Genomic DNA, 26,755 nt, shown 5'->3' on the forward strand with positions numbered 1-26,755 from the left:
CGGCCTCGCTCGGCCACCCCGCCGCCGCCGTCGCCTGGCTGGTCCGCGCGCTCGCCGCCGAGGGCGAGGGCCTGCGAGCGGGCGAGATCGTGCTGTCCGGCGGCCTCACGGCGGCGGTGCCGGTCGGACCGGGCGACGTCGTCGTCGCGTCGATCGACCGACTCGGAAGGCTGGAGCTGGCATGCCGTTGATCCAGGTCACGCTCGCGAAGGGGCGCACCCCCGCGCAGCTGCAGGCGCTCGGCGAGGCGCTCACCGCCGCCGCCGAGGAGGCCATCGGGGCGAGGCGGGAGTCCATCCGCGTGGTGCTCACCGAATGCGAACCCGACCACTGGTTTGCAGGTGGCGAATCGCTGGCACGGCTGCGCGCCACCAAACGAGGTGGCTAGTGTCCTGCGCCTGAAATTCGCTCGATATCAGTAGGCTGCCGGTCGTGCCGAATCGGGGCCGGCCGGTGGCCGAGGTGAACCTGACCGACGAGCAGCGCGAGCCGCTGGTCCGGTGGTCACGACGGGCGAAGTCCTCGCAGGCACTCGCTCTGCGCAGCAAGATCGTGCTGGCCGCCGCGGACGGTGAGTCGAACACCGCCATCGCCGCGAAGCTGGGTTGTCATGCGGTGACGGTCGGGAAGTGGCGGTCGCGTTTCGCCAAGGCGGGGCTGGACGGGTTGGTCGACGAGCCGCGCCCGGGTGCCCCGCGCACGATCAGCGACGAGCAGATCGAGCAGGTCGTGGTGGCCACCCTGGAGCGCACCCCAGCCGACGCGACGCACTGGTCACGGGCGTCGATGGCCGCCGAGAGCGGCCTGTCCCGCTCCACGGTGGGCCGGATCTGGAAGGCTTTCGGGCTCAAACCCCACCAGGTCGAGACGTTCAAGCTCTCCACCGACCCGCAGTTCGTGGACAAGGTCCGTGACATCGTCGGGCTGTATCTGGACCCGCCGGAGCGGGCGCTGGTGCTGTGCGTGGACGAGAAGTCCCGTGCGCCACGAGGCGCTGATGGAGCCGTGCGGGATGAGAGGCCCGCCGCCGGTCATCGCAGTGACCGGTCGAAGCTGGAGGCAGATTGATCCCTGGGTCAGGGGGGAGATCGGGAGCAGCCTCGACAATGTAGGGGCGAGCCGGAACTACCAGACGGCCCGTGCCCGCTAGCGAGGACGGAAAAGGCGCAGGGAAACCGAACCAGTGTCAGAAGCCCCGTGAATCGTCAGCGATCTGGGAATCTGGTAGATGGATCGCTTTGTGGTGCTGGGCAGGTCGTGGGTTTTGACCTGCCCGCTCTCGCCGTCTGTGTGATTTGGGCGGCGGGAGGCCCGGGCCAAGACTGCGATGTGCGGCTCGTGGCGATGCCGCCGGGGTATAGCTGGGCGCCGACCTCCGTCGCAACGGACCTCAGTGAACGTGGGAAACGACCCGGTGCTGCCCTTCCTGACCCGCACCCAGCGGGTTGGTGGGCAGGCGTGACGCCCGCTGTGGGCACCGGGTCGTGGCGGAGTCGCCGTAGTACTCCGAGCGCAGGAAAGCTGCGTGCATGGGGAAGGGCGACAGCGTGAGCAGCAGCGAACGTGGTGGCGAAGAGTCGTTGAATAGCGGCGCCATCGACGAGCTGGCCCTGTATCGGGCCGAACGTCGAGTACTCGATCACCAGCGGAAGCTGCACCGATGGGCAAGAAACGAGCCGCGTAAGCGGTTCGATGATCTGTTCAACTTGGTCTGCGACCAGGCCACCTTGTTGGTGGCATGGGAGCGGGTCGCGGGCAACCGGGGCTCCCAGACAGCCGGCGTGGATGCGGTCACCCGCCGCCACGTCGAAGAGGACATCGGAGTGCTGCCGTTCGTGGAGGAGCTGCGCTCCTTGCTGCGCGACGGCTCGTTCCAGGCGTTGCCGGTCCGGCAGGTGGCGATACCGAAGAAGAGCGGGAAACCGCGCTTACTGGGAATACCCACGCTGCGGGACCGTGTGGCACAGATGGCCCTCAAGCTGATCCTGGAACCGATTTTCGAGGTCGACTTCTATCCGTCCAGCTACGGATATCGACCCGGGCGTCGAGCCCAGGACGCCATCGCCGAGATCCACCAGCTGACCAGCCGCTCCTATGAATGGGTGGTCGAAGGGACATCACCGCATGCTTCGATAATGTCGACCATCAGGTCCTGATGGGCCTGGTCGCCGAGCGTATCACCGACCGTAAAGTGTTGCGCCTGGTCCGCGGGTTCCTGCGGGCCGGCATCGTCGAACAACACGGCAGAATCGCGGCGAGCCTGACCGGCACGCCGCAAGGTGGGGTCGCTTCCCCGCTGCTGGCCAACATCTATCTGTCCGTCCTGGACCGGTATTTCCAGCGGGCCTGGGAGCGGGACATGAGCCCGCCGTGGCGGCGGCAGCACCGCCGCCGCAAAGGGCTGCCGAATTATCGGCTGGTGCGTTTCGCCGACGACTTCGTCGTGCTCGTGCACGGCACCAAGTCCGACGCCGAGACGCTGCGCGCCGAGATCGGTGAGGTGTTGGGCCGGGAGCTGAAGATGACCCTCTCGGCGGAGAAGACCCATATCACCCATATCGACGACGGGTTCGTGTTCCTGGGCTTCCGCATCCAGCGGCGGCGCCGGGGCGACGGCCGCCGGGTGGTGCTCACCATCCCGTCCAAACAGGCGTTGGCCGGGGTGATGCACAAGATCAAGGAGGCCACGAAGACCGGCACCTCGCGCACGCTGGGGCAGCTGCTGCGGAAGATCAACCCGATCCTGCGGGGCTGGGCCGCGTACTTCCGCTACGGCGCGTCCAAGCAGACCTTCGCCTACCTGGGCTGGTACGCCTGGTGGCGGATGATCTACTGGATCCGCCGCAAGCACCCGCACCTGACGTGGAAACAGACCCGGCGCCGCTTCTACGGGGCCGACCGGATCCGCGAAGGCAAGCTGGTCCTCTACAACCCGGCGAAGATGCGGGTGGAGCGCTACCGCTACCGCGGAGCGAACATCTCCACGCCGTTCAACATCGACGTGGTCGACCCGGCGGGAGCCCGCTTCCGCCGCACCAGCCACGACGACGTTGCCTTCGTCGGGCAGGTCTCCGAACTCCTCACCTGATCCATCGGGACACGTGGAGAGCCCGGTGCGGGGACAACCCGCACGCCGGGTTCGGCGGGCGGGGACGGGGGGCCTTGACCCCGGCTCGTGGACACGGGGCTGGATTACGCCGCTGCCGGTACGGTAGCTGCGTGGGCCTTCTCGTAGCTGTTCGGGGTCTGGTAGCGACACCAGGAGTGCCGACGTCGGGTGTTGTAGCGGGTCAGCCAGCGGAACAGCTCGCGCCGGCAGGTGGGCTCGTCGGGCCAGGACCGGGCGTCTTGGAGGACCTCCCGCTTGAGGGTGGCGTTGAACGACTCGGCCAGGGCGTTGTCTGCGCTCGAGCCGACCGCGCCCATGGACTGGGTCACCCCGAGCTCGTCGCAGAGCCGGGCGTAGGCGCGGGAGGTGTAGACGGCAGGTTCAACCAGTCGATGCAACACCGGGCTGTTGGAGCGAGCGTAGCTGCTCCTCGAAGACCTCAGCGGGGGTCTTCCATCGGAGGACCTTGCGGGGCCGGTTGTTGAGCGCGTGGGCGACGGCCTCGAGTTCCTCGGCGGACCAGCGCGATAGGTCGGTTCCCTTGGGGAAGTATTGGCGCAGTAGGCCGTTGGACGCTCCTATGTTTGTCAAGCGGCGGTGGGTCGTTCTGCTGCGGGTCGGGTCGCTGCTTGCATGCGTCGGTATAGGCGTCGGGCAAGTGCGCGCTTGAGCGATCGGCGGATTTCGCGGCGGGTCTTGCCGCGGGCGGTCGCGGCGGCGTGGTAGGCACGGGTCTCGGCGTGGCAGCGGACGCGTGTGATGGCCACGGTGTGCAGCGCCCGGTTCAGGTCGCGGTCACCGCCGCGGTTGAGCCTGTGCCGGATGCGCTGGCCGCTGCTGGCTTCGAGCGGTGACGTTCCTGCCAGCGCGGCGAAGGCAGCTTCGTTGCGGACTCGCCCGCGGTGAGACCAGGACACCAACAGCTGTGCTGCGACGACCGGGCCGACTCCGGGCTCGGCGAGAAGCGCGGGCCCGGCCGCGTGTTGGGAGACCAGCGACGCCAACTCTGGGTCGAGCTCCTTGGCCTGGCGCTGCAGGAACCGGACCCTGGCGGCGATCGAGCGAAGCGTCGAGATCGTCACCCGGTGCTCGACCTCGGCGCCTGGCGGTGTCTGAAGTGCCTCGATCCGACTGAGCTGGCGCGCCAGGGACAGGCCACGCAGTTGGGCGCGCAGATGCTCGGGGGCGACGATGATCAGGCTCTTCAGCTCGTTGATCGCCTTGGTCCGGCTGACCAGCACGGCGGCCCGGGTGGCCAGGACCATCCGTAGCGCTTCGCGGAGACCCCTGGCCCGAGGCAGGGTCTGGAACTCACGGGCCAGCGCCGAGCGGGCGGCGCGCACGGCGTCAATGTGGTCGTTCTTGGCGCCGCGGGCGCGCTTGACGGCACCCACCTCGACCACAGCTTCACCGGCCTCGGCCAGGGTCTGCGCGAGCCCGGCGGCGAAGCTGCCGGTGCCCTCGAGCGCCCAGACCCGCTGTTGGGGCGCGTGCTCGTCGGCCCAGGCCAGCATCCGTGCGTAGCCCGGGCCGTGGGCGGCCTCGACGAGGTGGGCGCGGACTCCACCGGTCGCCGTGTCGAGTACGGCCAGGTCGATGGTGTCACGGTCGGGGTCGCCACCGATGACGTAGCGGTACTGCTCTGCCCGCATGGCCATGCGGTTGTCCTCTCAGCAGGGCGAACGCGTCGGCGTCGGCCTGGATGGAGGTCACTGGTCGCGGCAGCACTGTGAGGGGTCACGCCCATCGGGCGGACAAGCTCCTGATCAAGCCAAGACGAGTGGGCCAGGCCGGCGCCGATGACCCCGGAGGACGAGTCCAACGCAAGGCGCGCATCACCGCGGCCAGTATTCTCGCGAGTCACTCCGGGATCACCGGTACCGAGCCTGGCAGCGGACCAGGCCAGAACCGCCGAACGACACACTCACAGTGTTCTCGTTCGTCGGGCGTTGCCATGGTGAGTGGGGGTCGGCGAAGAAGACTCGCGTTCCGGTCTCGACTGCGAACAGCGCGTGCCCCGAGAGCTCCTTGCCGCGATCCCACGTCAGTGTCTTGCGTAGCTGTTCGGGCAGCTTCGTCATCGACGCGGTCAGCGCGGCGTTCATCGCGACGGCCCCGTAGCCGCCGAGCGACGGCCCGTTCTTGACATACGGCTTCTCGCCCCAGCCCTGCTCCCGCGGGAGGTGTACCAACAGCGTCGAGCGGCTACTGCGCTCGACGAGCGTGCCGATCGCCGACCTTCCGGTGCCGATGATCAGGTCGCCTTCCCAGTGCCCGGGAACGGCGCGGTCCTCGGCTTCAGCGGGACGCTCGCGCAGGACGACATCGGCGGTCACGTGACCCTGCGCCTTGTTCCGGGAACGGGCCCGCGGTTCCCGCAGCGCGCGGCCTGTCCGCAGACACGCGACCAGCTCACGCTTGAGCGCACCGCGGCCCTCGATGAACAGCGACTGGTAGATCGCCTCGTGGCTGATGCGCATGGACTCATCATCGGGGAAGTCCACCTTCAGGCGCTGCGCGATCTGTTCGGGGCTCCACGCCAGTGACCAGCGTCGGTCTGCGCGGTGCGGCTTGTTGAGCCCCTTCCAGGCCGGCGGCGTCGGACCCGCGACGATCGTGCCGTCAGGACGACGGACGTTGCCCGCGAGCCGGTCTTGGACGTACTCGCGCAGCCGCGGGTTCTCGACCAGCTTCGCGGTCTTCGGGCGCTTCGCAGCCTGCTGGGCCTTCCACTGCGCCACCCCGGCGCGGTACTCCAGTTTCCCGCTACGAGTCGCGGCGTTGCGGCGTAGTTCGCGTGAGACCGTCCCGGGGTCCCGCCCGAGCGCCCTGCCGATCTCACGCACTCCCTTGCCCTTGGCGCGCAGGATCGCGATCTCCTCCCGCTCCTCGAAACTCAGGCAGCGGCCCGACGGCTCGGTCAGCAAGATCGGCGGCATGCCGCCAGCGTGGCGAAACCAGCGGGCACCGACCGGCCACGACACGCCGACGGCCAACGACGCCTCCACTGTCGTGACACCCGTGGCGATCAGCCGCCAGAACTGCCGCTGCACCACCCGCGACGGATCAGGCCGCCCAGGGGAACGCATCGGCGGCCGCAGCGCCCGATCAGCACGCCACTGCCGGCGAAGCCCCTCGGGCACATCGCCGGTCCTCCTGCTCCAGTCCTTCGTCGCCATCGTCGAACACCTCCGAGATCAGGGTGTTGCGACGACCGGTTGAATCCGCCGTTCGAGCCACGATCCGAATGGTGGACGACCTGACCACCATGGATGTTGCGGGTCCAGACCGCGTACTCGAGCGCGCCCAGGATGAGGTCGGTGTCGCAGCGGTCCGAGCAGCGCCAGCCCACGATCCGGTTGGAGAAGGCGTCGCGGACCGCGGCCAGCCAGAACACGCCCTCCCCGCACGGGATGCGGGTGGCGTCGGCGACCCACAAGCGGTCCGGCGCGGCGGCGGTGAAGTCGCGGTTGACCAGGTCCGGGGCCGGCGTGGCGTGCGGGTTCTGCCTGGTCGAGGCGGTGCGCCAGCGCTTGCGCAGGAACGCGCCCTGCAGCCCGTCTTCGCGCATCAGCCGCTCGACCCGCTTACCGGAGACGTAGTGGCCGTGACGGCGCAGAATCGCGTGCACCCGCGGCGCACCGTAGGTCGCCCCCGAGCGTTCATGGATCCGGCGGATCTCGGCCAGCAGCTCGGCGTCGGCGCGCCGGCGCGGGGACGGGTCCCGACGCTGGGCCAGCCAGCCGTAGTAGGTCGACGCCGCCACACCGAGGACCCTCAGAATCGGGCTGATCCCGAAGCGGCCTTTCATTGCCTCGACGGCTTTCACCACTTCTTCCTTATCGGGTCCATCTCCTGGGCGAAAAAAGCACTCGCCGCCTTGAGGATTTCGTTGGCCCGTCGGAGTTCTGCGTTCTCCCTGCGCAGCCGGCGCAGCTCCTCGGTCTCGGCGCTGGTCGGGCGGTCGTGGCGCTCGCCGTGGTCGGCCTGGTCCTGGCGAATCCAGTTCCGCAACGCCTCGTGGTGCACGCCCAGCTGCTCGGCCAGCCGCCGGATCACCGGCTTGGGGTCGGACTCCCGGTAGAGCCGCACGGCGCGCTCACGCAGCTCGTCGGGGTACTTCTTCGGTGCTGCCACGGAGACTCCCTTCACGGCCCTTCGGCCATGATCGTCGATCTCCGAGCAAGCGGGGGAACCTCAGGACCGTCCCGAAGATCCGCACCCCGGCCGCGGCGGACCGCTGGACCTGGCTGATCATCACCGCCTACACCCAGCTGCGTCTGGCCCGGCCCCTCGCGGTCGACCTGCGGCGTCCCTGGGAAAGACCCGCCGACCTGGGCCGGCTGACCCCGGCGAGGGTCCGACGCGGGTTTCGCCACCTCCGCCCGAACACCAGCCATCCGGCCAGAGCACCGAAACCGGGCCGACCCGGCCCCGGACGTCCACCCGGCTCCCGCAACCGAGCACCCGCCACCCACCACGACGTCGGCAAACACCCCGCCAGCCCCACGAGCCCGACAGGAGCAGGTTAAAGATCAAGCTCAGGCGCGGTGGTCTGGCGGCGGACCGGCAGCCAATGCCCCCAGCCCCCCGGGCAGTCCGTCGACGTCCAGGACGACAGCGGTCCAGTCATAGACCCGTCCCGTGCGCGCCTTGGCCGATCGAGCGCCGCTCCCACCCGGTGCGGTCAGTCTCGGGGTCACGCGCCCCGGCGATGGTGGCGAGGACCTTGGCGGGGCGGCGGGTGCCGTCCGGACTGGTGAGCACGTCGTCGTTGTGGGTGGCGAGCACGAACGGGGTCTCCCGCTCGGCCAGCCAGTCGCGGAAGCCTGGGTTCTGCCCGTATGCCTCGTCCGCGGTCACCCGCGAGTCGCGCGTGAGCTGCCGGCGGCGTGGGCGCGGGCCAGCATCGCCGTCCCGAGCTGCGGCTCCGTGGCGAACCCGACGTCATCGGGGACATCGGCACGGGTGCTGCGGTCGCGGTCGTCGGTCCACGAGGTCGGCAGGTCGAGCTCCCGTCGATCAACGCCCGCCCCCGGGACGAGGCGTTGGCCAGGAACACCCCGAGCTGACGGTTATCGATCTTCCCCGTGGTACCGGTGTACTGGCGCTGCACCCCGGCCGAGCGAACCCCTTCTTGATGATCCCGGTCTCGTCCACGACGAACACCCCCGAAACCTGGTCACCGAGGTTCTCCAGAACGTAGCCGCGCAGATCGCCCCAGACCCCGTCGACGTCCCAGTCCGTGGTGCGCAGCAGACGCCGCATCCCGTCCGGCAACACCGCCCCCGCATGCCTCGGCCAGCGTCCAGCCGTTCGTGCGCTCCAGCCCGGGCAACAACCCGCGCAGATACGTCCCGACCCGCCGCCGCGGCTCCGACCTGGCGAACCGCCCCGAGATCAGCTCCACCACGGCATCCAACGAGGCCGCCCACTCGGCAAGATCAACCACCCGGTGGTCATCACCGGCGGACGGCTCTCAGCTTCTCACGACACGACCACAGCTGCCGTTGCAGTAATAGTCGGGGTCAATAGTCCACGGAGCGCGTCGTGGGGGCCGCCACAACGTATTTTCGGGCCCAACTCAGTCAATGCGGGAGGCGCCACCCGCACCGGCCGCAACGTGTGGCCTCGTGCTTGTACCTCAAGGCCCTGCTCGGGCTGGAGATCGGCGGCGGATCATCACCCTCCTGACGTGCGCGCGCAGCCGCTCGCAGTAGTCACGCACCACAATCGGCCCGCATCACGGCCCCTCGTCTGGGCACCTGCATAGGCGCGGTGGCCCCGGCCACCACACCACGGTGGGTCAGCCGGGGATGCAGCCGGTCCCACGCCTGGGCGCTCGCTAGGCCGTAGCGGCTGGTCATGGTGCTCGTCGTGTGCGCCGGCTCGGGCCAGGTCGCCGCCTTGGTCAGCGCGAACTCCAGGCCGTGGCGGGGCGGGCGGCTGGTGGTGCCGCGTCGCCGGGGTGGGCGTGGCAGGCGCAGGACCCGATCGCTGCGCAGCCGGCCGAGCAGCTCGACATGCGCCAATCCACCGACACTCGCCGCGGCAGGTTAAAGACCAAGCCAAGACGTTGCGCAGGAAGTGCACTCGGCGCTGCCAGGCCGCACCCAACAGGACCGCTGAGACGGCCTGCTTGAGCCCGGTGTGGGCGTCGGAGATGACCAGTTGGACCCCGCCCAGCCCGCGGGCCTTCAGGCTGCGGAGGAACCTGGTCCAGAACGCGCCGTCCTCGCTGTCGCCGACCGCGAACTCGAGGACCTCGCGCCAGCCGTCGGCGCGGACTCCGGTGGCGATCACGACCGCCTGGGACACCCCCCCGGTGGTTCACCCGGGCCTGGCAGTAGGTGGCGTCGAGAAAGATGTAGGGGAAGGCCTGCTCGGACAGCGAGCGGTCGCGGAACGCTCCGACCTCGGTGCCGAGGTCCGCGCAGATCCGGGACACCTTGGGCTTGGAGATGCCGGTGGCGGCGCCCAGAGCTTTGACGAGGTCGTCGACCTTGCGAGTGGACACGCCGTGAAGACCGCGAACAGGGCCTGCTCGACCCGGCAGCGGCGCTCGAGCAGGCTGGGGAAGAACGAGCCGGTGCGCAGCTTCGGGATCCGCAGCTCCAGGTCGGCCGCCAAGAAGGGACATCGACGCAAGGTGATCGTGATCGGCATCGATCCGCTCCTCAGCTCTACGGCGCCTCTCCGAGCTGGTACGGGCGGTGGCCACCGACGAGGACCCGGTCTCTGTTCTCTTCATACGAGCGGCAGGACCCAGGGTGGAACCTATGTTCCATGTTGCCCATCCAGAGACGATGTGAAATGTTTGTTCCACGTCTTGGGCCGGCCCCGGTCCACCCTGAAGGAGGCTCGATGGGCATTTTCGCGCGTACGGACCGGTTCTCTCGGCTGCCCTGCAGCGGGCGCTCGCCGGTCCACCGGTCGTTCTGGCTGGACGAGGCCCTCGACCTGCGTGCCGAGATCACCCCGCTCCGCGGAGCGGAGCGCACGGACGTGGCGATCGTCGGCGGCGGCTACGTCGGGCTGTGGACCGCGCTGACCATCAAGGAGCAGGACCCGCACGTCGACGTCACCATCGTCGAGGCTGACGTGTGCGGTGGTGGCGCTTCCGGCCGCAACGGCGGGGTCGTGATGACCTGGTGGCCGAAGGTGTCCAGCCTGGTCGCCCTGTGCGGTGCGGACGAGGCGATGCGCCTGATCCGGGCGTCCGAGTCGGCGATCAACCGGATCGAACTGTTCTGCTCCGAACACGCACCGAAGGCGGAGTTTCGTCGGGGCGGCTGGCTGTGGACCGCGACGACCGGAGCCCAGCTTGGCGCCTGGGACGACGTCGTCACCCGGGCGCAGACCCTCGGGCCGGGGACCTTCCGCTCGCTCTCCCCCGAGGAGGTCGCCCGGCGGGCAGGCTCGCCCCAGCACCTCGGCGGGGTCCTCGAGCCGTCGAATGCCACGGTCCAGCCGGCGGAGCTCGCCCGCGCGCTGCGCACCCGGGCACTGGAGCTCGGGGTCCGCATCTTCGAGGGGTCCCAGGTGATGGCGATCCGCCGCGGTACCCCGGTCACCCTGGAGACCGCGGACGGGACCCTGCGCGCCGACAGCGTCGTGATCGCCACCAACGCCTGGGCCGCGTCCCTGCGACCGTTGCGCAACAAGCTCTTCGTCATCTCCAGCGACATGATCGTCACCGAGCCGATCCCGGATCGCCTGGCGGACATCGGCTGGACCGGCGGCGAGGCGGTCACGGACTCGCAGACACTGGTCTGCTATTACCGGACGACCGCGGATGGCCGCGTCGCTTTCGGCAAGGGCGGCTGGTCCATCGGCATGGGCGGGTGGATGCCGAAGGCCATGGACCGCGACGCGAGCCGGGCCGCCATGGTCGCCCGGGACTTCCAGCGCTACTACCCCCAGTTGCGCACGACGAAGATCGCCACCGATTGGGCGGGCCCCATCGACCGCACCTACAACAGCCTGCCGATCTTCGGCCGTCTGCACGACGCCGACGACACCATCCACTACGGCGTTGGCTGGTCGGGCAACGGTGTCGGCCCCAGCGTCGTGGGAGGCCGGATCCTCGCGTCGCTCGCCCTGCGTCGCCAGGACGAGTGGTCCCGCAGCGGACTCGTCACTGCCCGGGCCAGGTCTTTCCCGCCGGAGCCGATCCGCTTCGTCGGGGCACACGTGGTGCGCGAGGCGATCGTCCGCAAGGAGCGTAGCGAGGCACTCGAGCTGCGCCCCCACAAGCTGCACGTCGCGGTGTCCCGGCTCGCACCCTCCGGCCTGGAGGACAAGGAGTAGTCCGCTTCCGCGAAGGAAGTCGGCAGCGTGCCAGGCCCTAGCCTAGTGGACCAGACGCAGACTCTCGATCTGCTCAAGGCGGACCCGCCCCGCGCTGCCGAGCCGCTGCGCGACGACGGCAAGCAGGTCCTCGACGACGGCCATCGCCGGCACGAGGGAGTCGAACGGGGACCGGATCTCCACGTGCGCGGGCAGCACGATCGACGCCACACTCGCCGCCGGCGACATCCACCGGTCGGTGAAGAGCACGATCGTGGTGCCCCGCTCCGACGCCTGCTGCGCGAACTCGACCGTGTCCGCGTCGTAGCGCCGGTAGTCGAACACGAGGACCACATCCGACCGTCCCCGGTCGCAGAGAAAGGTCTGCCGGGCCACCCTCGCCTCCGGGACGACGTCGACCCCCGGGCGGAGCAGCTGCAGGTGCCGCGCCATGTACGTCGCGATGAGCCCGCTGAACGTCCCGCCGACGAGGAAGATCCGCCGGCGGGGATCGGTCAGCAGGGACACCGTCGCGTCGACCTCGCTGTTCGGCAGCTCGCCGAAGGTGTTAGCCACGCCCTTGCAGAACGCCTCGCCGGCGGCTGTGGTGGTCCAGTCGGCCTCCACGTCCGGGCGGTCGTACTGCTCGAGCGGGGAACCGAGCGCCTCGTGTACTTCGCGGACCAGCGTCTTCTGGAACGCCGCGTAGCCGTCGAAGCCAATTTTGGACGTGAACCGAATGACCGTCGGTGGACTCACCTGAGCCCTTTTCGCGAGCTCCGCGACGGTTTCAAGACCCGCAATGGGGTACTCCGCGAGGATTGCGCGGGCGACCTTCCGCTCACTGGGGCTCAACGTCTCGATCTTGTCTCGGAGTTGGACGGCGATCGAGGTCGAACGTCCTGACATCTGTTTCACCAAAGCACGTCAGCGCCCCTTCATGTCCGCAATGACGGCGATATCGGCCGAGTGAACGCGGCTGGCCGGCTACCCGAGATACTTGTCGAGGGTGGCCCGAATGAGCTCGATCCCTTTGTCATGGTCGGCGCGTCCTCCCAGGTGAATCCGATCCGGACGTGGCTCATCGGCATTCTGAACCAGTACCCGGGAGCGACCCACACGCGCTACTCCGCACGGAGCGCGTGGTGCATCGCCGACATCTGCTCGTCCGGCGGGTCGATGACGCACGCGGCGCCACTCCCGGACGAGTCCACCGTACCCGGGGCTCGCGGGCAAGCCATTCCTCCCATCGCGGCCAGCCCCAGGTCAGCAGTGCTCGGCCGGGACTTGCACGCCGAGCCAGCGTGAACTTCCTATTACATCTGTTAGCTGCTGACGCCATGTTGTAGTGTGTCTTCCGAACCACGGGCGTGACGGCACGCCGTGTCGGTACCGAGCAGCCTCGACCAGAGAGAGCGCCCCATGCCACGCCCCAACACCCCGAACGACGGCCACACCGTGCGCCCGACGACGCGACGGTCCGCCCGTGCATAGGGCCCAGGCCGCCGCCTCGCTGGCCGAGCTCGAGAAGCTGGCAGTGAAGGCCCTGCACACGCACCTACCGGCGGCGCGCGAGCTGCGGCGCACGATTCACTCCGACCCCCACGTGGGCGGCGACGAGCGCGCGACCGCGAAGCTCGTCAAGGACGTCCTGGATCTGCCCACCGACGACGTCGCAGAGGGCGCCGTCCTGCGTATCGGCGACTCCGGACCGGTGATCGCCGTCCGCGCCGAGCTCGACGCCTTGCCCATCACCGAGGAGAGCGGCGCAGAGTGGGCGTCGCGCCGCCCCGGCGTCGCCCACCTGTGTGGCCACGACGTGCACATTGCGGCGCTGGTCGCAGTGACGCAGACCCTCCAGGATGTCAGCGCTCCCGCTTCGCTGGTCGCCGTCTTCCAGCCGCGGGAGGAGGTGATTCCGTCCGGCGCCCCGGACGTCTGCGCCGCACCTGCCTTCACCCGGCACGGCATCGACGCGGTCGTGGGCGTCCACGTCCAGCCCCAACTCCGAGCCGGGGCGGTGTCGGTGGGCGCCGGCGCAATCAACGCCTCGGTCGACGACTTCGAGATCACGGTGACCGGCAAGCCCGCACACGGCGGCTATCCACACCTCGGGCGCGATCCCGTCGTCGCCTCGGCGGCCCTGATCCAGAGCCTGCAGCATCTCGTCTCGCGCCGTAGCAACCCGCTGGAGCCCGCTGTGGTCACCGTCGGCACCATTGCAGGCGGCTCCTCGGTCAACCAAGTCGCGCCGTCCGTGTCGCTGCACGGCACGGTGCGCAGCCTCGACGAGCGCCAGCGCGAGGAACTCCTGGGCTGGCTCGACGAGGCCGCACAGGGGGTGGCCGCCGCCCACGGCTGCCGGGCGACGGTCTCGGTACGCCGCGGCGAGCCGGTGCTGCGCAACGACCCGGACCTGGCGGCCCGCATCAGCACGCGGCTCGCGGCACACGGAATGGCCGAAGGAGCAGTGTTCCGGTCGTGTGGTGCCGACGACTTCGCGTACTACGCGGAATCTTTTCCGTCGGTCATGATTTTCGCCGGGGTCGACGGCAACGGTGGTCCCGGGCTGCATCATCCACAATTCCTGCCTCCCGACAGGACCGTGGACTTCGTCGCACGGATCATGCTGCACTCCTTCTTCGCGCTGGCTGACGGCGGCCCGTCTCGACGCACTCATGAAAGATCCCTCCAACATGAAGAGGAAGGGTTTCCGTACTCGCGCGAATAAGGCTGGAAGAATCCTGAGAGATTGACACTCTCTCGCGCCCGTGAAAAGGATTCCACGCAAGCGCTGAAATGATCGCCGTCGGTCGTGACATCCACACTTCCGACGGCCGAATCGCCACGACGACGACGTCGTACGACTCCGATCCGGACCTTTCGGAACAGCTCGCCCGGAGCGTGGGGCGTCGAACGCGAGCACTTCCATCATCAGACGACGGAGGCCACGGTCCCCGTTCTCGCGGAACGTACGGAGCATGCATGGTCCCCACCACCGAGTCCGATCCCCACAGCACCCAACCCGGCGAGGTCGCTGAGCTCGTCGCCAGACTGCGCGTCGGCGGCACCCGGGCGCTCGCCATGACCTTCGTCGACAACGGCGGAGTGACGCGCGTACGGGTCGTGCCGCTCCAGCGCTTGGAAAGCGTCCTGCGCAGCGGCGTCGGCATGTCCGTGGCCTGGGCGGTCGCCGGCACCGACGACAGTTTCGCCGTGGTCGCCCCCTTCGACTCCCCCACCGGCGACCTGCGCGTCTTCCCCGACCTCACCGCCCTCCAGCCGCAGGACGGCTCGTCGCCGCTGGCCTGGGCCCCGCTGGAGCAGTACAGCCAGGAGCAGGAGCCATTCGTCTGCTGCCAGCGCACCGTCCTGCGCACGGCCGTCGAACGTTGGCGCGAGCGCGGGATCGAGTTCAAGGCCGCGTTCGAGGTTGAGTTCGCCCTACTCGACGACGAGGGTGCCCCGGCGCACCGCGGCCCCGGCTACAGCGCCTCAGCATTCCTGGAAATCGAGCCGTTCGCCCTCGCCCTGATGGAGGCGTTGGCGAGCCACGGCATCGACGTCGAGCAGTTCCACGTCGAACACGGCCCCGGTCAGCTCGAGTTCTCCTGCGCCCCTCGCGATCCGCTCACCGCAGCGGACCAGCTCGTCCTGGGTCGGCTGCTCACCCGACGGGTGGCCGCGCAGCACGGATTTCGGGTCAGCTTCGCCCCAGTGCCGTTCCCAGAGGCGGTCGGCAACGGCTGCCACCTGCACCTGTCTGGCTGGCGGGACGGCGTCAACCTGATGCGGGCCGACACACCGGAGTCCGCTCCGACAGGGGACGGCGCGGCCATGATCGCCGGGATCCTCGCGGCGCTCCCCGACCTGCTCGCCGTCATCGCGCCCAGCGTGCCCAGCTACCTACGGCTCCAGCCGCACCACTGGGCCGGGGCGTACGCCTGCTGGGGCATCGAGAACCGCGAGGCGGCCGTTCGCCTGGTGCCCGGCACGCGGTCGAGCCGGTCGTCGTCGGCGAACGTCGAGATCAAGACCGTCGATGGGGCCGCCAACCCCTACCTCGCCGTCGGCGCGCTGCTCGGCGCGGCCCTCAACGGGGTCGAGCGGGGGGCGAGCCTCCCGGCGCCGGTGCAGTGCGACCCGGACACCATGACGCCGACCGAGCGCCACGACGCGGGCGTGACGCGATTCTCCGAGACCCTGTCCGACGCGATCGAGCGGCTCGCCAAGAGCGACGTGGCCGTCGCCGCACTCGGACCCGAGCTGCACCAGGCGTTCCTCGGGGTGCGTCGTCAGGAGTGGGCGACCTTCCGCGATCACGACGTTGCCGCGTTGACCGCCGCCTACCGCTGGCGCTACTGACACCACCTCGCACCCCCTGCGATCCCGGCACGTCCTTCCAGCTCGTCCGCACCCTCAACGAGGAGAGTGGCTGTGTCCAGCACGTCCGAAGATCCCGTCGACGGCCCGTCCGACGCCCGGCTCACCGGCACGCTCAGTATCTGGGGCGTGGTCGGCTGTTCCCTGGGCCTCATGGGCCTGGGAATGGCGATCAACATCAACCCCCAGGCCCCGGCCCTGCAGGTGGGACACGCGGTGCCGTTGGTCTTCGTCATCTCCACCGTCGGCGTCCTGCTCGTCGCCTACGGCTTCATCCGCCTCTGCCAGTCCTTCAACCACGCGGGTTCGATCTACGGCTTCATCGGCATGACAATCGGTCCGCGGGCCGGTTTCGTCGCCGGCTGGACCCTGCTCAGCAGCTATCTGGCCCTGTTTGCCACATGTCTGGCGGGAGCTGGCCTGTTCCTCGGCCAGTTCGCTGCGAAGACCGGGCTCTGGCCGGACGCGAGCTGGATCCCGTTCGCGCTCGTCGCGTTCGCCGTCATCTGGTTGCTCGCCGCGCGGGACGTCAAGGTCAGCACCCGGGCGCTGCTGTCGCTGGAGGGCCTGACGATCGCGGTGGTCTGCGTCATCGCCGTCGTGGTCTTCGTGAAGCTGGGCATCGGGGCCGCACCCGACGGGCAACGCCTGACCGCGAGCGTGTTCGCGGTGCCCGGCACGGACTCCTCTGCCCTGTTCTCTGCCGTGACGTTCGGGTTCCTGTCCTTCGCCGGTTTCGAGGTCGCCTCGACGCTGGGCGAGGAGACCGCGAACCCACGCCGGGTGATCCCTCGTGCGCTGCTCGGCACCGTGCTCTTCGCCGGCCTGTTCTTCACCGTCGTGACGGCGGCCGAGTCGATGGGGTTCGGCACCGACGACGCTGGCGTCACGGCGTTCACGCAGTCCGGTGCGCTGGTGGGTGACCTGGGAACCCGGTACATCGGGTCCGTCGTCGGCGATGTCGTCGTCCTCGGCGCCGGCATCAGCGCCTTCGGCTCGGCCCTTGCCTGCGCGGTGGGGGCCTCCCGGCTCCTCTATGCGTTCGGCCGCGACGGTTTCCTCAGCACCCGAATCGGCCGCACTTCTCCGCGGCACGGCACGCCGACCATCGCCCTGGCGGTCGTCATGACGATCGCGGGCGGTGCGCTCGTGCTGCTGCGGCTGTTCGCGACCACCTCAGGCAACGACGTCTTCTTCTGGACGGCGACGGTCGGGACGCTGGCGCTGATCGTCGCCTATCTGATGTGCACGATCGGTGCGACGCGCTACCTGTTCTTCGACGGCGGGCCCCGGGTGCGCCGGATCGAGATCCTCATCCCCCTGGCCGGTATCGCCTTCCTCCTGTTCACCTTGTTCAAGAACGTCTACCCGGTACCCGACGCCCCCTACGACCTGTTCCCCTACCTCGTCGCGGCGTGGATCGGGGCGAGCGTGGTGTTCACGCTCGCCAATCCCGGGTTCGCCCGCCGGCTCGGCGACCAGCTGCGCCGGCAAGACGGCCTCGGGGAGCCGTCGGAACTTCCCCCGACCCTCACCGCAGACGACGGGAGTGCTCGATGATCACCAGGCGCCGCCTGGGCAACTACGCCGACCCGACTCCTGGAGGATAGATGGACCGGACCGCTTCCCTCGTCGAGTTCCTCGACACGATCCCCGTCGTCGACCACCACTGCCACGGCATCACGCGCGGCGAGCTGACCCCGGCCGGGTTCGCCGAGCTGGCGACCGAGTCGGACTGGCCGCCGCCGGGCGACGATGACGTCTTCGACACCCCGTTCGGGCTGGCGGTGCGCGCGGAATGCGCGCCGCTGCTCGGCCTGCCGCGGCACGCCCGGGGCGACGTGTACCTCGAGGCCCGCCGGCGGCTCGGGAGCGCCGAGGTGGCACGCCGGCTGCTCTCGGCGTCGAACATCGCGACGTACCTCGTCGACACCGGGCACCGCAGCGACGACATCCTCGAGCCCCCGGAGCTCGCCGCCGTCACCGGGGTGAAGGCCGCCGAGGTCGTCCGGCTGGAGGCGATGGCCGAGCGGCTCGCCCGCGACGGTGTGGGGGCGGCCGAGTTCGCCGAGACCTTCCGGACGCGGCTGGGCGAGGCGCTCGGCTCAGCCGTCGCGATGAAGTCGGTGATGGCCTACCGCTACGGACTCGACTTCGACCCGGATCGCCCCGCCGAGGCGGAGATCCGCCACGCCGCGAGCGAGTGGCTCGCCGCCGCCTCCGCGAGCGGGCGCTGGCGGCTAGACCATCCGGTCCTGCTGCGCGCGCTGCTGTGGATCGCCGTCGACGTCGGTAAACCCATCCAAATGCACGTGGGCTACGGCGACTCCGACATCGAGCTCCACCGGTGCGACCCGACGCGAATGACGGAGTTCCTGCGCCGGACGGTCGGCGCGGGCACCGACATCATGCTGCTGCACAACTACCCGTTCGTCCGCGAGGCGGGCTACCTGAGCCAGATCTACCCGCACGTCTGGTTCGACACCGGGGCCGCGGTGGGCTTCACCGGCGCCTCGTCGCTGCGGATCGTGCGAGAGTCGCTCGAGCTGGCCCCCTTCGGGAAGCTCCTGTTCTCGACGGACGCGTTCGGCCTGCCCGAGCTCTTCCTGTGCGGGGCCCGGCTGCTGCGCCGGGGCTTGGCCCGGGTGTTCGCGGAGTGGCTCGACGACAACGCGATCTCCGAGTCCGACGCGCACACCTACCTGCACATGATCACCAGCGGCAACGCGGTCCAGGCCTACCGACTCGACGCCGCCTGAGGGCCGGGCCCGGTCGCGTGGGGACTGGGTTGCCCGAAGTAGCCGGAGTGCCCGATCAACACGGCCTGAGTCACACCCCGAGTGTGTGATCATGCTCGGCGATCGTAACAAACATTCCACATCGTTCTATTGACACGCTTGTACGAATACATGTTCCATGCCTCCCTGTCACCGGACAATCCTCGTCAGGAGCCGTGATGAGCCCAGCAGAGAACTCGGTCGACGTGACCCGCCTCATGGCCGCAGTCGACGCCCTGCGCGAGCCGATGACGGCGAGTCTGCGCGATCTCGTCCGCATCCCGTCGGTCAGCCCGAAGTACCCCGGCATCGACTACCGCGACCACGTCGGCCGCGAGAGCGACGCCACAGCGCTGGTGGCCGACCTGTACCGCCGCGCAGGTGCCACCGTTGACACGTTCTCTGTCGAGGACGGCCGGGCGAACGCGGTCGGCCGGCTCGGCCGCGGACGGGGCCGGTCGCTGATCTTCAACGGCCACGTCGACGTCGTTCCGCCCGGCGACGCCACCGAGTGGACGGTGGCCGCGCCGTTCTCCGGCGACGTCGTCGACCGCCGGATGTACGGGCGGGGCACGACGGACCAGAAGTCCGGCCTGGTCGCGCAGGCCTGGGCCGCGATCGCCCTGCGCGAGGCCGGTGTCGAGCTCGACGGCGAGCTGCAGCTGCAGTGCGTCGTGGGCGAGGAGACCGGCGACCACGCCTGTGGTACCGGCGCGGTGCTCGAGCGCGGGTTCACCGCCGAGGCGGCGGTCGTCTCCGAGCCGAGCGCTCCGCCCACCCCGCTCTCGGTCGTTCTCGGCAGCCCGGGCCTGCTCTGGTTCGCGGTGTCGGTGACCGGCAAGAAGGTGCACAGCTCGATGCGGGGGGACACGATCCACTCCACCGGGCCGGGCGCGGCGATCGGGGTCAACGCCATCGACAAGATGTTCCTCGTCTACCAGGGCCTGCGGGCACTGGAGGACGAATGGGCCGCCACCCAGCGCCACCCGCTGTGGCCCCGAGGTCACTTCTCCCTGCTGCCCGGCGCGATGCGGGGCGGTCCGGGCGGACTGACCGTGCCCTTCTCCCTATCGGACTCAGCCACGATCGAGTACGCAGTGGAGTTCCACCCGGAGCGCTCCGTCGCGGACGTGCAGGCGGAGATCCAGGCCGCGGTGGACCGCGTTGCCGACGGCGACCCGTGGCTGCGCCACGCCCGGCCGCATCTCGAGTGGAAGCTCGACTGGGACCCGTTCCTGATGTCGGCTGACGCCGACATCAGCCAGTCCCTGGCCGCGGCCTACCGCACCGCCGCGACAGGCAGCCGGTTCCCCACCGACGTGTCGTGGACCGGCTTCTACGGCGTCTGCGACGGCACCGTGCTGACCCGCGGTGGCGTCCCCAGTCTCGTGTTCGGCCCGGGCGACCTGCGCGTCGCCCACGGCAATGACGAGTACGTCGACCTCGACGAGGTCTGGCTGGCCGCCCGCACCTTCGCCCTGCTCGCGGCGCAATGGTGCGGCGGCCGCGGGCCTGTCCCCGGCTCTTCCCTGGAGGGATCCCTGTCATGACGGCGCCCCGAACGACCCGCAAGTTCCGCAGGAGCCGGGGCCCCGCCGCGGCCCTGACCGCCGCGGCCGCCGCGGGCTCGCTCCTGCTCGCCGCCTGCGGCTCTGGCGGAACGGCCACCGCCGCGTCCGAGGGCCCGATCAAGATCGGCCTGCTCGCCACGCTCACCGGCGCCAGCGCCGCGGACGGCCTCGGCGCCCAGCGCGGTGCGGAGCTCGCCATCAAGGAGCTCAACGCCCGCGGCGGATTCCGGGGCCGGACCTTCGAGCTGAAGTCGGCGGACACGAAGAACGAGTCCAACGACACCGTCACCGCCGGCGTCCAGGACCTGCAGAGCGACGAGGCCGTGAAGGCAGTCGTGTCCGGCTACGCGTCCACCACCAACTTCGAGATCAACAACTTCGCCCGGTCGAAGACGATCTACCTGATCGGCGGGAGCACCGCGCAGACCGAGGCGATCGTCAAGCCCGACCCGTCCAAGTTCCCGACGATCTGGTCGGTGACCCCGAGCTACGACGCCTACGGCACCGGCCCGGTCGACGTACTGGCCCAGTGGACCGGGGACGGCAGCTATACCCCGCGCACCAAGACGGCCTACATCGTCACCTCCGACAACCCCTACAGCCAGGGCATCTCGACGGGCATGAGCGAAGCGCTGGCGGACAAGGGATGGACGGTTGTGCGCAACCAGACGATCCCGTTCGGTCCGGTCAACGACTGGGGTTCGGTCCTCGCCGACGTCCGGGCCAAGAACCCCGACCTCATCGTCAACACCGACTACCAGGTCTCCAACGAGATCGCCTTCCTACGGCAGTTCCTGCAGAACCCGACCCAGTCACTGATGTTCCTGCAGTACGGGCCGAACCAGCCGGAGTTCGCAAAGGCGGCCGGCGCGGACGGTGACGGGGTCCTGTTCAACAACCTGGCCGGGACCGTCACCTCCCCCGCCTACGAGCCCGCCCAGGCCCTGACCAAGGCATACCAGGCCGCCTACGGCACCGACCAGGTCGATCCACAGGCCGTCATCACCTACGAGTCCGTGATGATCTACGCCGCGGCGCTGGAAAAGGTCGGCGACCCGGACAAGACCACAGAGGTCGGCGCCGCGATCGGGGCCAGCACAACGCAGTCGGCCGGCGGGACCATCTCCTTCGACCCCGCCACCCACCTGGCGAAGCAGGGCGACGACTTTGTGCCTCTGCAGTCGTACCAGATGCAGAACCAGCAGAAGGTGCTCATCGCGCCGGCCAAGTACGCCACCGGCAAGTTCGTCCTCCCGCCCTGGATGAAGAAGTGACCGCCGCCGCGGGCGACGCTGGACCCGACGCCGCCGACGCCGTACTCAGGGTCCGAGGGGTGTCGAAGTCCTTCGGAAAGCTGGCCGCGGTCAGCGATGTCAGCCTCGACGTCGCCCGCGGCGAGGTGTTCGGTCTCGCCGGCCCGAACGGGGCCGGCAAGACCACCCTGTTCAACGTCCTGACCGGCATACCGTTCGGGCCGGACTCGGGCGAGGTCCTGCTCGACGGGCGGGACCTCGCCCGCCGACCCGGTTGGTACATCGCCCGGGCCGGGCTGGCACGCACCTTCCAGACCGAGGCCGTCTTCGACGACCTCTCGGTCCTGGACAACGTCCGGCTCTGCGCCTCGCGCAGCGCGCTCGGCGCGGGGCGCCGCCGTGACCGGCCCTCGGCCGAAGAGACCGCACGGGAGGCCCTGGCCACAGTAGGGATCCGGGACCCGTACGCGGGCGCGGGTTCGCTCTCGCTGGTGGACCGCAAGCGGCTGATGATCGCCACGGCGATCGTCGGGCGCCCGCGCGTGCTGCTACTCGACGAGCCCGCAGCCGGTCTCGAACCGCAGGACCAGGACGACCTCGTCGACCTACTCACCCGGATCAACACCGACGGAACGACGTTGCTGCTGGTCGAGCACGTCCTACGGGTCCTGCGCGAGCTCTCGGACCGGATGGCCGTTCTCGACGCCGGCCGGGTGCTCACCGTCGGCGAACCCGAGGCGGTCCTGAGCGATCCGCGCGTCGTGCAGGCCTACCTGGGACCAGGAGAGCACTGATGACACCCATGCTGGAGATCGAGAAGCTGCACGCCGGGTACGGCAAGAGCCTGGTGCTGCGCGGGATCAATCTACACGTGGCGCAGGGCGAGGCCATCGGGCTGCTCGGCCCCAACGGCCACGGCAAGACCACGCTGCTGCGCTGCGTCTCCGCCCTACACCGGCCGAGCCGTGGCGACATCCGCTTCGAGGGAACCTCGCTGGTGACGTGCTCGACGCGGGCCGTGCTGCAACACGGCATCGTCCACGTGCCCCAGGGATCGAGGCTGTTCCCGGGGCTTACGGTTACGGACTGCCTGCGCCTCGGTGCCGCGGCCAACCCCCGGCGTGGGGTGGCCCGGACGCTGCTGTCGGAGGTCTTCGACCTCTTCCCCAAGCTGGCCCAGCGGCGCACGCAGTTGGCCGGGACGCTCAGCGGCGGCGAGCGCCAGATGCTCAGCATCGGCGCCGGGCTGATGGCCGGTCCCCGGCTGCTGATCCTCGACGAACCGACCCTCGGCCTCTCCCCCAAGGTCAGGCACGAGCTCGCCGCCGCGGTCCAGGCAATGCGGTCCCGGATCGAGGCACTGATCATCGTCGACGGCGACATGGACCTCGTCCTCGGCGTGACCGACCGGTTCTTCGTGATCGAGTCCGGGCAGGTGGTACGCACCGGTGAGTCCGCCGCCGGGGCCGGATCGGACCAGATCATGGCCCTGTTCCTAGGAGAGACGTGATGGGTTCCGCGATCGCCGTCCTCGTCAGCGCCCTCGTGCTGGGCTCGCTGTATGCCCTGATGGCCTCCGGGCTGAGCCTGATATGGTCGACGCTGGGCGTGTTCAACTTCGGTCACGGCGTTCTGCTGGCCCTCGGTGCATACTTCGCCTGGACGTTTGCCGACCAGGCCGGGATGCCCGTCGTCGTCGCGTCCGTGCTGGCGATCCTCGTGCTCGCCGTGATCGCCGCCGGGTATGAGTTCTCGCTGGTCCGGCCATTCATCCGGCATCAGAACGGCGCCATGCTGGTCATGGTGGCCACGCTGGCGATCACGGCGCTCGTCCAAGGCGTCGTCCAGCTGACATGGGGGCCGCAGCTGCGGCAGATCGCGCCGTTCTCGTCGGCGACGGTCGCGTTCTCCGGGGCCACCGCGAGCGGCAACCAGCTCGTCGCCATCGTCGCCGCGCCCGTGCTGATCGGGGCGCTCTACCTCGTGCTGTGGTTCACCCCCCTCGGCATCTCGGTGCGCGCGCTGGAACAGAACCGCGACCACGCCCGGCTGATCGGCATCCGTCCCGCCGCGGTCTACGTCTTCGTCGTTGGCACCGCCTGCGTGCTCGCCGCGATCGCCGGCATCCTGTTGGGCGGCATCCAGTTCATGTCCCCGACGATGGGCGACGACCCCCTCATGCGGGCCTTCGTCGTGCTCGCGTTCGGCGGGACCGCCAGCCTCGGCGGCACGCTCGCGGGTGCCTACATCATCGGCCTGCTCGAGGCCGTGACGACGTACTTCTTCGGCCTGTCCTGGAGCCCGGTGATCGTCTTCGCAGTGATGATAGTCGTGCTGCTCGTCCGGCCCGAGGGTCTCATCCGGCAGAGGACGGCCTGACGTGCAGCGCATCGCCCTGAACCGCACCGCCGCGAACCGCACCGTACCCTGGGTGGCGTTCGCCGTCGGGCTGACCGTCGCGCCCTTCGTGCTGTCGGGCGCCCATGCCCGGCTGCAGCTGATCATGGTGCTGCTCTACTCGCTGCTGGCGGTCAGTTGGAACCTCACGCTCGGCCTGGCCGGCATCTTCAACTTCGCCCAGATCGCGTTCTTCGGGATCGGCGCCTACACCACGGCCGTCCTGTGTACGAGATCCGGGTTGTCGCCCTGGATCGCGATGCTCGTGTCCGCCAGCACCGCCGCACTGGCTGCAGTGGTCGCATTCCTCCCGGTCCTGCGCCTGCGCGGGATCTACGTCGGACTCGTCACCTACGTGTTCGCCCAGCTGTGCGTCTATCTGGTGCTGGGCCAGCGGGAGCTCACAGGCGGCTCCAACGGGGTCGTCGGGCTGCCGGACCTGACGGTCGGCTCGCTCAACTTCTACGACGACGACCGGCTGGGCTACTACTTCCTCGGCGCCGTCCTGCTGTTCGCCGTGTGCCTGGCGTTCGCCCTGCTCACGCGATCCCGGCTCGGGCTCTCCCTGGTGGCGCTGCGCAACAACGAGGCCCTGGCGGCCAGCCGTGGCGTCCGGCGCGCCCGCCAGCAGCTGGCCGCGTTCGTGATCGGGGCCGCGGTGGCCGGCGTGGCCGGCAGCTACCAGGCGTTTGTGAACAGTGTGGTGAGCACGGACGTGTTCGGGTTCGGCTACCTCACGATCCTGCTGAGCATGATCTTCCTGGGCGGGCGGCGTAGCAACCCCGGCACGATCGTCGGCGTCGTGGTGATCACGGTGCTGAGCGATGTGCTCGCGGACTCCGGCGCGTGGCAGCAGATCATCAGCTCGGCGATCACCCTGGTGGTGCTGTGGCTGTTCCCGGACGGGCTGGCCGGGCTCGCCCGTAGCTGGGGCGGCCGGGGCCTCCTGCGCCTGATCCGACCTGCTGCGGCGGCCACGCCCCCGGCGCAGAGCGTCGATCGGGTCCGCGACGACCCGGCGTTGCGCGACAGCCTGGCCGCCGACCGCTGACGCCGCAACGAGGAAGGAGCCCGATGTGACCACCTCTCTGGCGACTGACGACGATCGTGCCCTGATCGACTTCGCCGAGCGCTGGTACGGCTGCGGCGGCGGATTCACGATCGAGATCTACACCCGGTTCCGGCTGTGCCAGAGCGACTACTTCACCCAACTCCTCGACGCCGTCGAGCGTCGGCGTCGCCGCGAGGGCGACTCCCCCGAGGCTGGGCGAGATCGCCCGGGTCGCCCGGAACCGCCTGTGGCTCATTTCCTGATCTGCCCGGCCCACGGCCCATCCCACGTCGTCGAATGGGCGCCGCCACGCCGCCACACTCGTCCGCCTGCGAGAGCCGCCGAGCGGCTCAGCGCAGGCTCGACGACACCGAGGCCGCCTCCAGACGACGCACACCCGGCGAGGTCCTGCGCTCGATCGTTGTGTTCTGAGCGCCAACTCGAGTGAGGATGAAATGACCGCTGTGCAGGATGCCCCGGTGAGCCGGGAGCCCACCGCGCTGATCTCGGCGCGCACCCAGCTCGACGACGCCGCCGAGCTGCTCCGGCTCGACGACGGGCTGCGTGCGACGCTGGCCCACCCCCGCCGTGCCCTCGCGGTATCCGTGCCCCTGCGACGCGACGACGGCCGCGTCGAGGTCTACCGCGGCTTCCGCGTCCAGCACAACCTCGCCCGCGGACCCGCCAAGGGCGGCCTGCGGTTCCACCCTTCGGTGAACCTCGCCGAGATCACCGCGCTGTCCATGTGGATGACCTGGAAATGCGCCCTGATCTCGGTCCCGTTCGGCGGCGCGAAAGGCGGCATCGCCGTCGACCCCCGCAGCCTCTCCCGTCATGAGCTCGAACGACTCACCCGCCGCTACACCAGCGAGATCCTCCCCTTGATCGGCCCCGAACAGGACATCCCCGCCCCCGACGTAGGCACCGACGAACAGACCATGGCCTGGGTCATGGACACCTACTCCGTCAACGCCGGCTACTCCGTCCCCGGCGTCGTCACCGGCAAACCGATCTCCCTCGGCGGCTCCATCGGCCGCGCAGGCGCCACCGCCCGCGGCGTCTCCATCGCCGCCCTCGCCGCCCTGCGCGACAGCGGACGCGACCCCGCACACTGCACCGCCGCCGTCCAGGGCTTCGGCAACGTCGGCGCCCTTACCGCCCAGTACCTCACCGACGCCGGTGTGAAAGTCCTCGCTGTGTCCGACATCGGCGGCGGTACCCACAATTCGGCTGGCCTCGACATCACCACGGTGCGCCGCCACCTCACCGACGGCGCCCCCACAGTCGTCGGATACCCATGCGGCGAGCCGATCGGTCAGACCGACCTGCTCGGCCTCGACGTGGACCTCCTCGTCCCCGCCGCGCTCGGCGGCGTGCTCACCACCGACATCGCCCGCACCGTCCGGGCGGCGATCGTCGTCGAGGGCGCCAACGGGCCCACAACCCCGGGCGGCGACGCCGTACTGGCCGACCGCGGGATCCTCGTCGTCCCCGACATCCTCGCCAACGCAGGCGGCGTCGCCGTGTCCTACCTGGAATGGGTGCAGAACGTCCAGGCCCATTCCTGGGCCGAGGACCGCATCGACACTCGCCTGCGCGACCTCATCGAACGCTCCTACGCCGAGGCCACCAACACCGCCCGCGACCGCGGCATCTCCCTGCGCCGCGCCGCCAACGTCATCGCCGTCGGCCGGGTCGCTACCGCCATCCGCCAACGCGGCCTCTACCCCTGACCCATCCACTCCTACCTCACGAGGAACTCCCGATGGACGCGATCACGACAGTTCCGGAGCCGGTTAACGAGCCGGTCCACACCTACGCCCCCGGCACCGCCGAACGCGCGTCGCTCGAGGCCCGGCTCGCCGAACTGCGCGGACAGCGTCCGGAGCTGCCGATGACCATCGCCGGGAAGCGCCGGATGGCCT

22 protein-coding genes and 6 pseudogenes are annotated in these 26,755 nt (G+C 69.7%); 18 read left to right on the forward strand and 10 right to left on the reverse strand.

The features are described 5' to 3' along the window. The 5 genes and pseudogenes from LWC35_RS35020 to LWC35_RS39940 form a co-directional block, all read left to right on the forward strand. A partial coding sequence (locus LWC35_RS35020; RefSeq protein ID WP_372463159.1) for a fumarylacetoacetate hydrolase family protein occupies positions 1–191 on the forward strand: 191 nt, incomplete at its 5' end. After that, the gene (locus LWC35_RS35025) at positions 182–388 is read left to right on the forward strand and encodes a tautomerase family protein (RefSeq protein WP_232874801.1); all 207 of its coding nucleotides are present in this window, start codon (positions 182–184) and stop codon (positions 386–388) included. The genes LWC35_RS35020 and LWC35_RS35025, both read left to right, overlap by 10 nt. 65 nt (positions 389–453) lie before the next feature. Further along, positions 454–981, forward strand: a pseudogene (locus tag LWC35_RS35030) (IS630 family transposase); the annotation flags it as partial. Between the two features lie 566 nt (positions 982–1,547). Next, on the forward strand, positions 1,548–2,156 hold the full coding sequence (locus LWC35_RS39935) for a reverse transcriptase domain-containing protein (protein WP_308194739.1): 609 nt from the start codon (positions 1,548–1,550) through the stop codon (positions 2,154–2,156). After that, complete coding sequence (locus LWC35_RS39940; RefSeq protein ID WP_269805330.1) at positions 2,156–3,088, forward strand: group II intron maturase-specific domain-containing protein; 933 nt, start codon at positions 2,156–2,158, stop codon at positions 3,086–3,088. The genes LWC35_RS39935 and LWC35_RS39940 overlap by 1 nt, the downstream gene beginning before the upstream one ends. Positions 3,089–3,192: 104 nt before the next feature. On the opposite strand, the pseudogene LWC35_RS35045 reads toward LWC35_RS39940, so the two are convergent. From LWC35_RS35045 to LWC35_RS35085, 9 genes and pseudogenes are all read right to left on the reverse strand, one after another. After that, a pseudogene (locus LWC35_RS35045) lies at positions 3,193–3,486 on the reverse strand (integrase core domain-containing protein); the annotation flags it as partial. A 4-nt stretch (positions 3,487–3,490) separates the two neighbouring features. Beyond that, positions 3,491–3,682, reverse strand: a pseudogene (locus LWC35_RS35050) (transposase); the annotation flags it as partial. A 14-nt stretch (positions 3,683–3,696) separates the two neighbouring features. Next, entirely contained in the window at positions 3,697–4,767 is a 1,071-nt protein-coding gene (locus LWC35_RS35055; RefSeq protein WP_232874802.1) for an IS110 family RNA-guided transposase, read from the reverse strand. 270 nt (positions 4,768–5,037) lie between these two features. Next, a pseudogene (locus tag LWC35_RS35060) lies at positions 5,038–6,198 on the reverse strand (IS30 family transposase); the annotation flags it as partial. After that, complete coding sequence (locus LWC35_RS35065; RefSeq protein WP_232874803.1) at positions 6,138–6,938, reverse strand: IS3 family transposase; 801 nt, start codon at positions 6,936–6,938, stop codon at positions 6,138–6,140. The pseudogene LWC35_RS35060 and the gene LWC35_RS35065, both read right to left, overlap by 61 nt. Then, positions 6,935–7,246, reverse strand: a complete 312-nt coding sequence (locus tag LWC35_RS35070; RefSeq protein ID WP_232874804.1) for a transposase — start codon at positions 7,244–7,246, stop codon at positions 6,935–6,937. The genes LWC35_RS35065 and LWC35_RS35070 overlap by 4 nt, the downstream gene beginning before the upstream one ends. Positions 7,247–7,661: 415 nt before the next feature. Beyond that, positions 7,662–8,561, reverse strand: a pseudogene (locus LWC35_RS41255) (IS701 family transposase); the annotation flags it as partial. Between the two features lie 268 nt (positions 8,562–8,829). Beyond that, complete coding sequence (locus LWC35_RS35080) at positions 8,830–9,141, reverse strand: transposase (RefSeq protein ID WP_232874821.1); 312 nt, start codon at positions 9,139–9,141, stop codon at positions 8,830–8,832. Positions 9,142–9,175: 34 nt separating this feature from the next. After that, positions 9,176–9,802: pseudogene (locus LWC35_RS35085) on the reverse strand (IS256 family transposase); the annotation flags it as partial. A gap of 171 nt (positions 9,803–9,973) precedes the next feature. Here LWC35_RS35085 and LWC35_RS35090 point away from each other — a divergent pair. Continuing rightward, positions 9,974–11,419, forward strand: a complete 1,446-nt coding sequence (locus tag LWC35_RS35090; protein ID WP_232874806.1) for an NAD(P)/FAD-dependent oxidoreductase — start codon at positions 9,974–9,976, stop codon at positions 11,417–11,419. A gap of 42 nt (positions 11,420–11,461) precedes the next feature. Here the strand turns inward: LWC35_RS35090 and LWC35_RS35095 are convergent, their stop codons facing one another. After that, positions 11,462–12,307 carry a MurR/RpiR family transcriptional regulator gene (locus LWC35_RS35095; protein WP_232874807.1) on the reverse strand — a complete coding sequence of 282 codons (846 nt, stop codon included), beginning with the start codon at positions 12,305–12,307 and terminating at the stop codon, positions 11,462–11,464. A 628-nt stretch (positions 12,308–12,935) separates the two neighbouring features. Between LWC35_RS35095 and LWC35_RS35100 the strand changes: the two genes are divergently transcribed. The 12 genes from LWC35_RS35100 to LWC35_RS35155 all read left to right on the forward strand — a co-directional run bounded on the left by LWC35_RS35100 (position 12,936) and on the right by LWC35_RS35155 (position 26,563). Next, positions 12,936–14,129 (forward strand): M20 metallopeptidase family protein, encoded by a 1,194-nt coding sequence (locus LWC35_RS35100; RefSeq protein WP_232874808.1) that lies wholly within the window; start codon positions 12,936–12,938, stop codon positions 14,127–14,129. A 254-nt stretch (positions 14,130–14,383) separates the two neighbouring features. Continuing rightward, positions 14,384–15,763 (forward strand): glutamine synthetase family protein, encoded by a 1,380-nt coding sequence (locus tag LWC35_RS35105; RefSeq protein WP_232874809.1) that lies wholly within the window; start codon positions 14,384–14,386, stop codon positions 15,761–15,763. 72 nt (positions 15,764–15,835) lie between these two features. Next, complete coding sequence (locus LWC35_RS35110) at positions 15,836–17,341, forward strand: APC family permease (protein ID WP_232874810.1); 1,506 nt, start codon at positions 15,836–15,838, stop codon at positions 17,339–17,341. A 50-nt stretch (positions 17,342–17,391) separates the two neighbouring features. Then, positions 17,392–18,540: an amidohydrolase family protein gene (locus LWC35_RS35115; RefSeq protein WP_232874811.1), complete on the forward strand. Its 1,149-nt coding sequence runs from the start codon at positions 17,392–17,394 to the stop codon at positions 18,538–18,540. Positions 18,541–18,737: 197 nt separating this feature from the next. Then, positions 18,738–20,108, forward strand: coding sequence for a M20 family metallopeptidase (locus LWC35_RS35120; RefSeq protein ID WP_232874812.1), 1,371 nt, complete (start codon positions 18,738–18,740; stop codon positions 20,106–20,108). Continuing rightward, a complete protein-coding gene (locus LWC35_RS35125) occupies positions 20,105–21,403 on the forward strand; it encodes an ABC transporter substrate-binding protein (RefSeq protein ID WP_232874813.1) in 1,299 nt (432 codons plus the stop codon). The genes LWC35_RS35120 and LWC35_RS35125 overlap by 4 nt, the downstream gene beginning before the upstream one ends. A gap of 59 nt (positions 21,404–21,462) precedes the next feature. Further along, entirely contained in the window at positions 21,463–22,176 is a 714-nt protein-coding gene (locus LWC35_RS35130; protein ID WP_232874814.1) for an ABC transporter ATP-binding protein, read from the forward strand. Beyond that, on the forward strand, positions 22,176–22,892 hold the full coding sequence (locus tag LWC35_RS35135) for an ABC transporter ATP-binding protein (protein WP_232874815.1): 717 nt from the start codon (positions 22,176–22,178) through the stop codon (positions 22,890–22,892). The genes LWC35_RS35130 and LWC35_RS35135 overlap by 1 nt, the downstream gene beginning before the upstream one ends. Continuing rightward, positions 22,892–23,761 (forward strand): branched-chain amino acid ABC transporter permease, encoded by an 870-nt coding sequence (locus LWC35_RS35140; RefSeq protein ID WP_232874816.1) that lies wholly within the window; start codon positions 22,892–22,894, stop codon positions 23,759–23,761. Before LWC35_RS35135 ends, LWC35_RS35140 begins: the two co-directional genes overlap by 1 nt. Position 23,762: 1 nt before the next feature. After that, positions 23,763–24,830 carry a branched-chain amino acid ABC transporter permease gene (locus LWC35_RS35145; RefSeq protein WP_232874817.1) on the forward strand — a complete coding sequence of 356 codons (1,068 nt, stop codon included), beginning with the start codon at positions 23,763–23,765 and terminating at the stop codon, positions 24,828–24,830. Between the two features lie 25 nt (positions 24,831–24,855). Further along, positions 24,856–25,278 carry a hypothetical protein gene (locus LWC35_RS35150; RefSeq protein ID WP_232874818.1) on the forward strand — a complete coding sequence of 141 codons (423 nt, stop codon included), beginning with the start codon at positions 24,856–24,858 and terminating at the stop codon, positions 25,276–25,278. A 7-nt stretch (positions 25,279–25,285) separates the two neighbouring features. Then, complete coding sequence (locus LWC35_RS35155; RefSeq protein WP_232874819.1) at positions 25,286–26,563, forward strand: Glu/Leu/Phe/Val family dehydrogenase; 1,278 nt, start codon at positions 25,286–25,288, stop codon at positions 26,561–26,563. Positions 26,564–26,755 lie beyond the last annotated feature (192 nt).

Source organism: Pseudonocardia kujensis, assembly GCF_021283305.1.
Taxonomy (GTDB): domain Bacteria; phylum Actinomycetota; class Actinomycetes; order Mycobacteriales; family Pseudonocardiaceae; genus Pseudonocardia; species Pseudonocardia kujensis.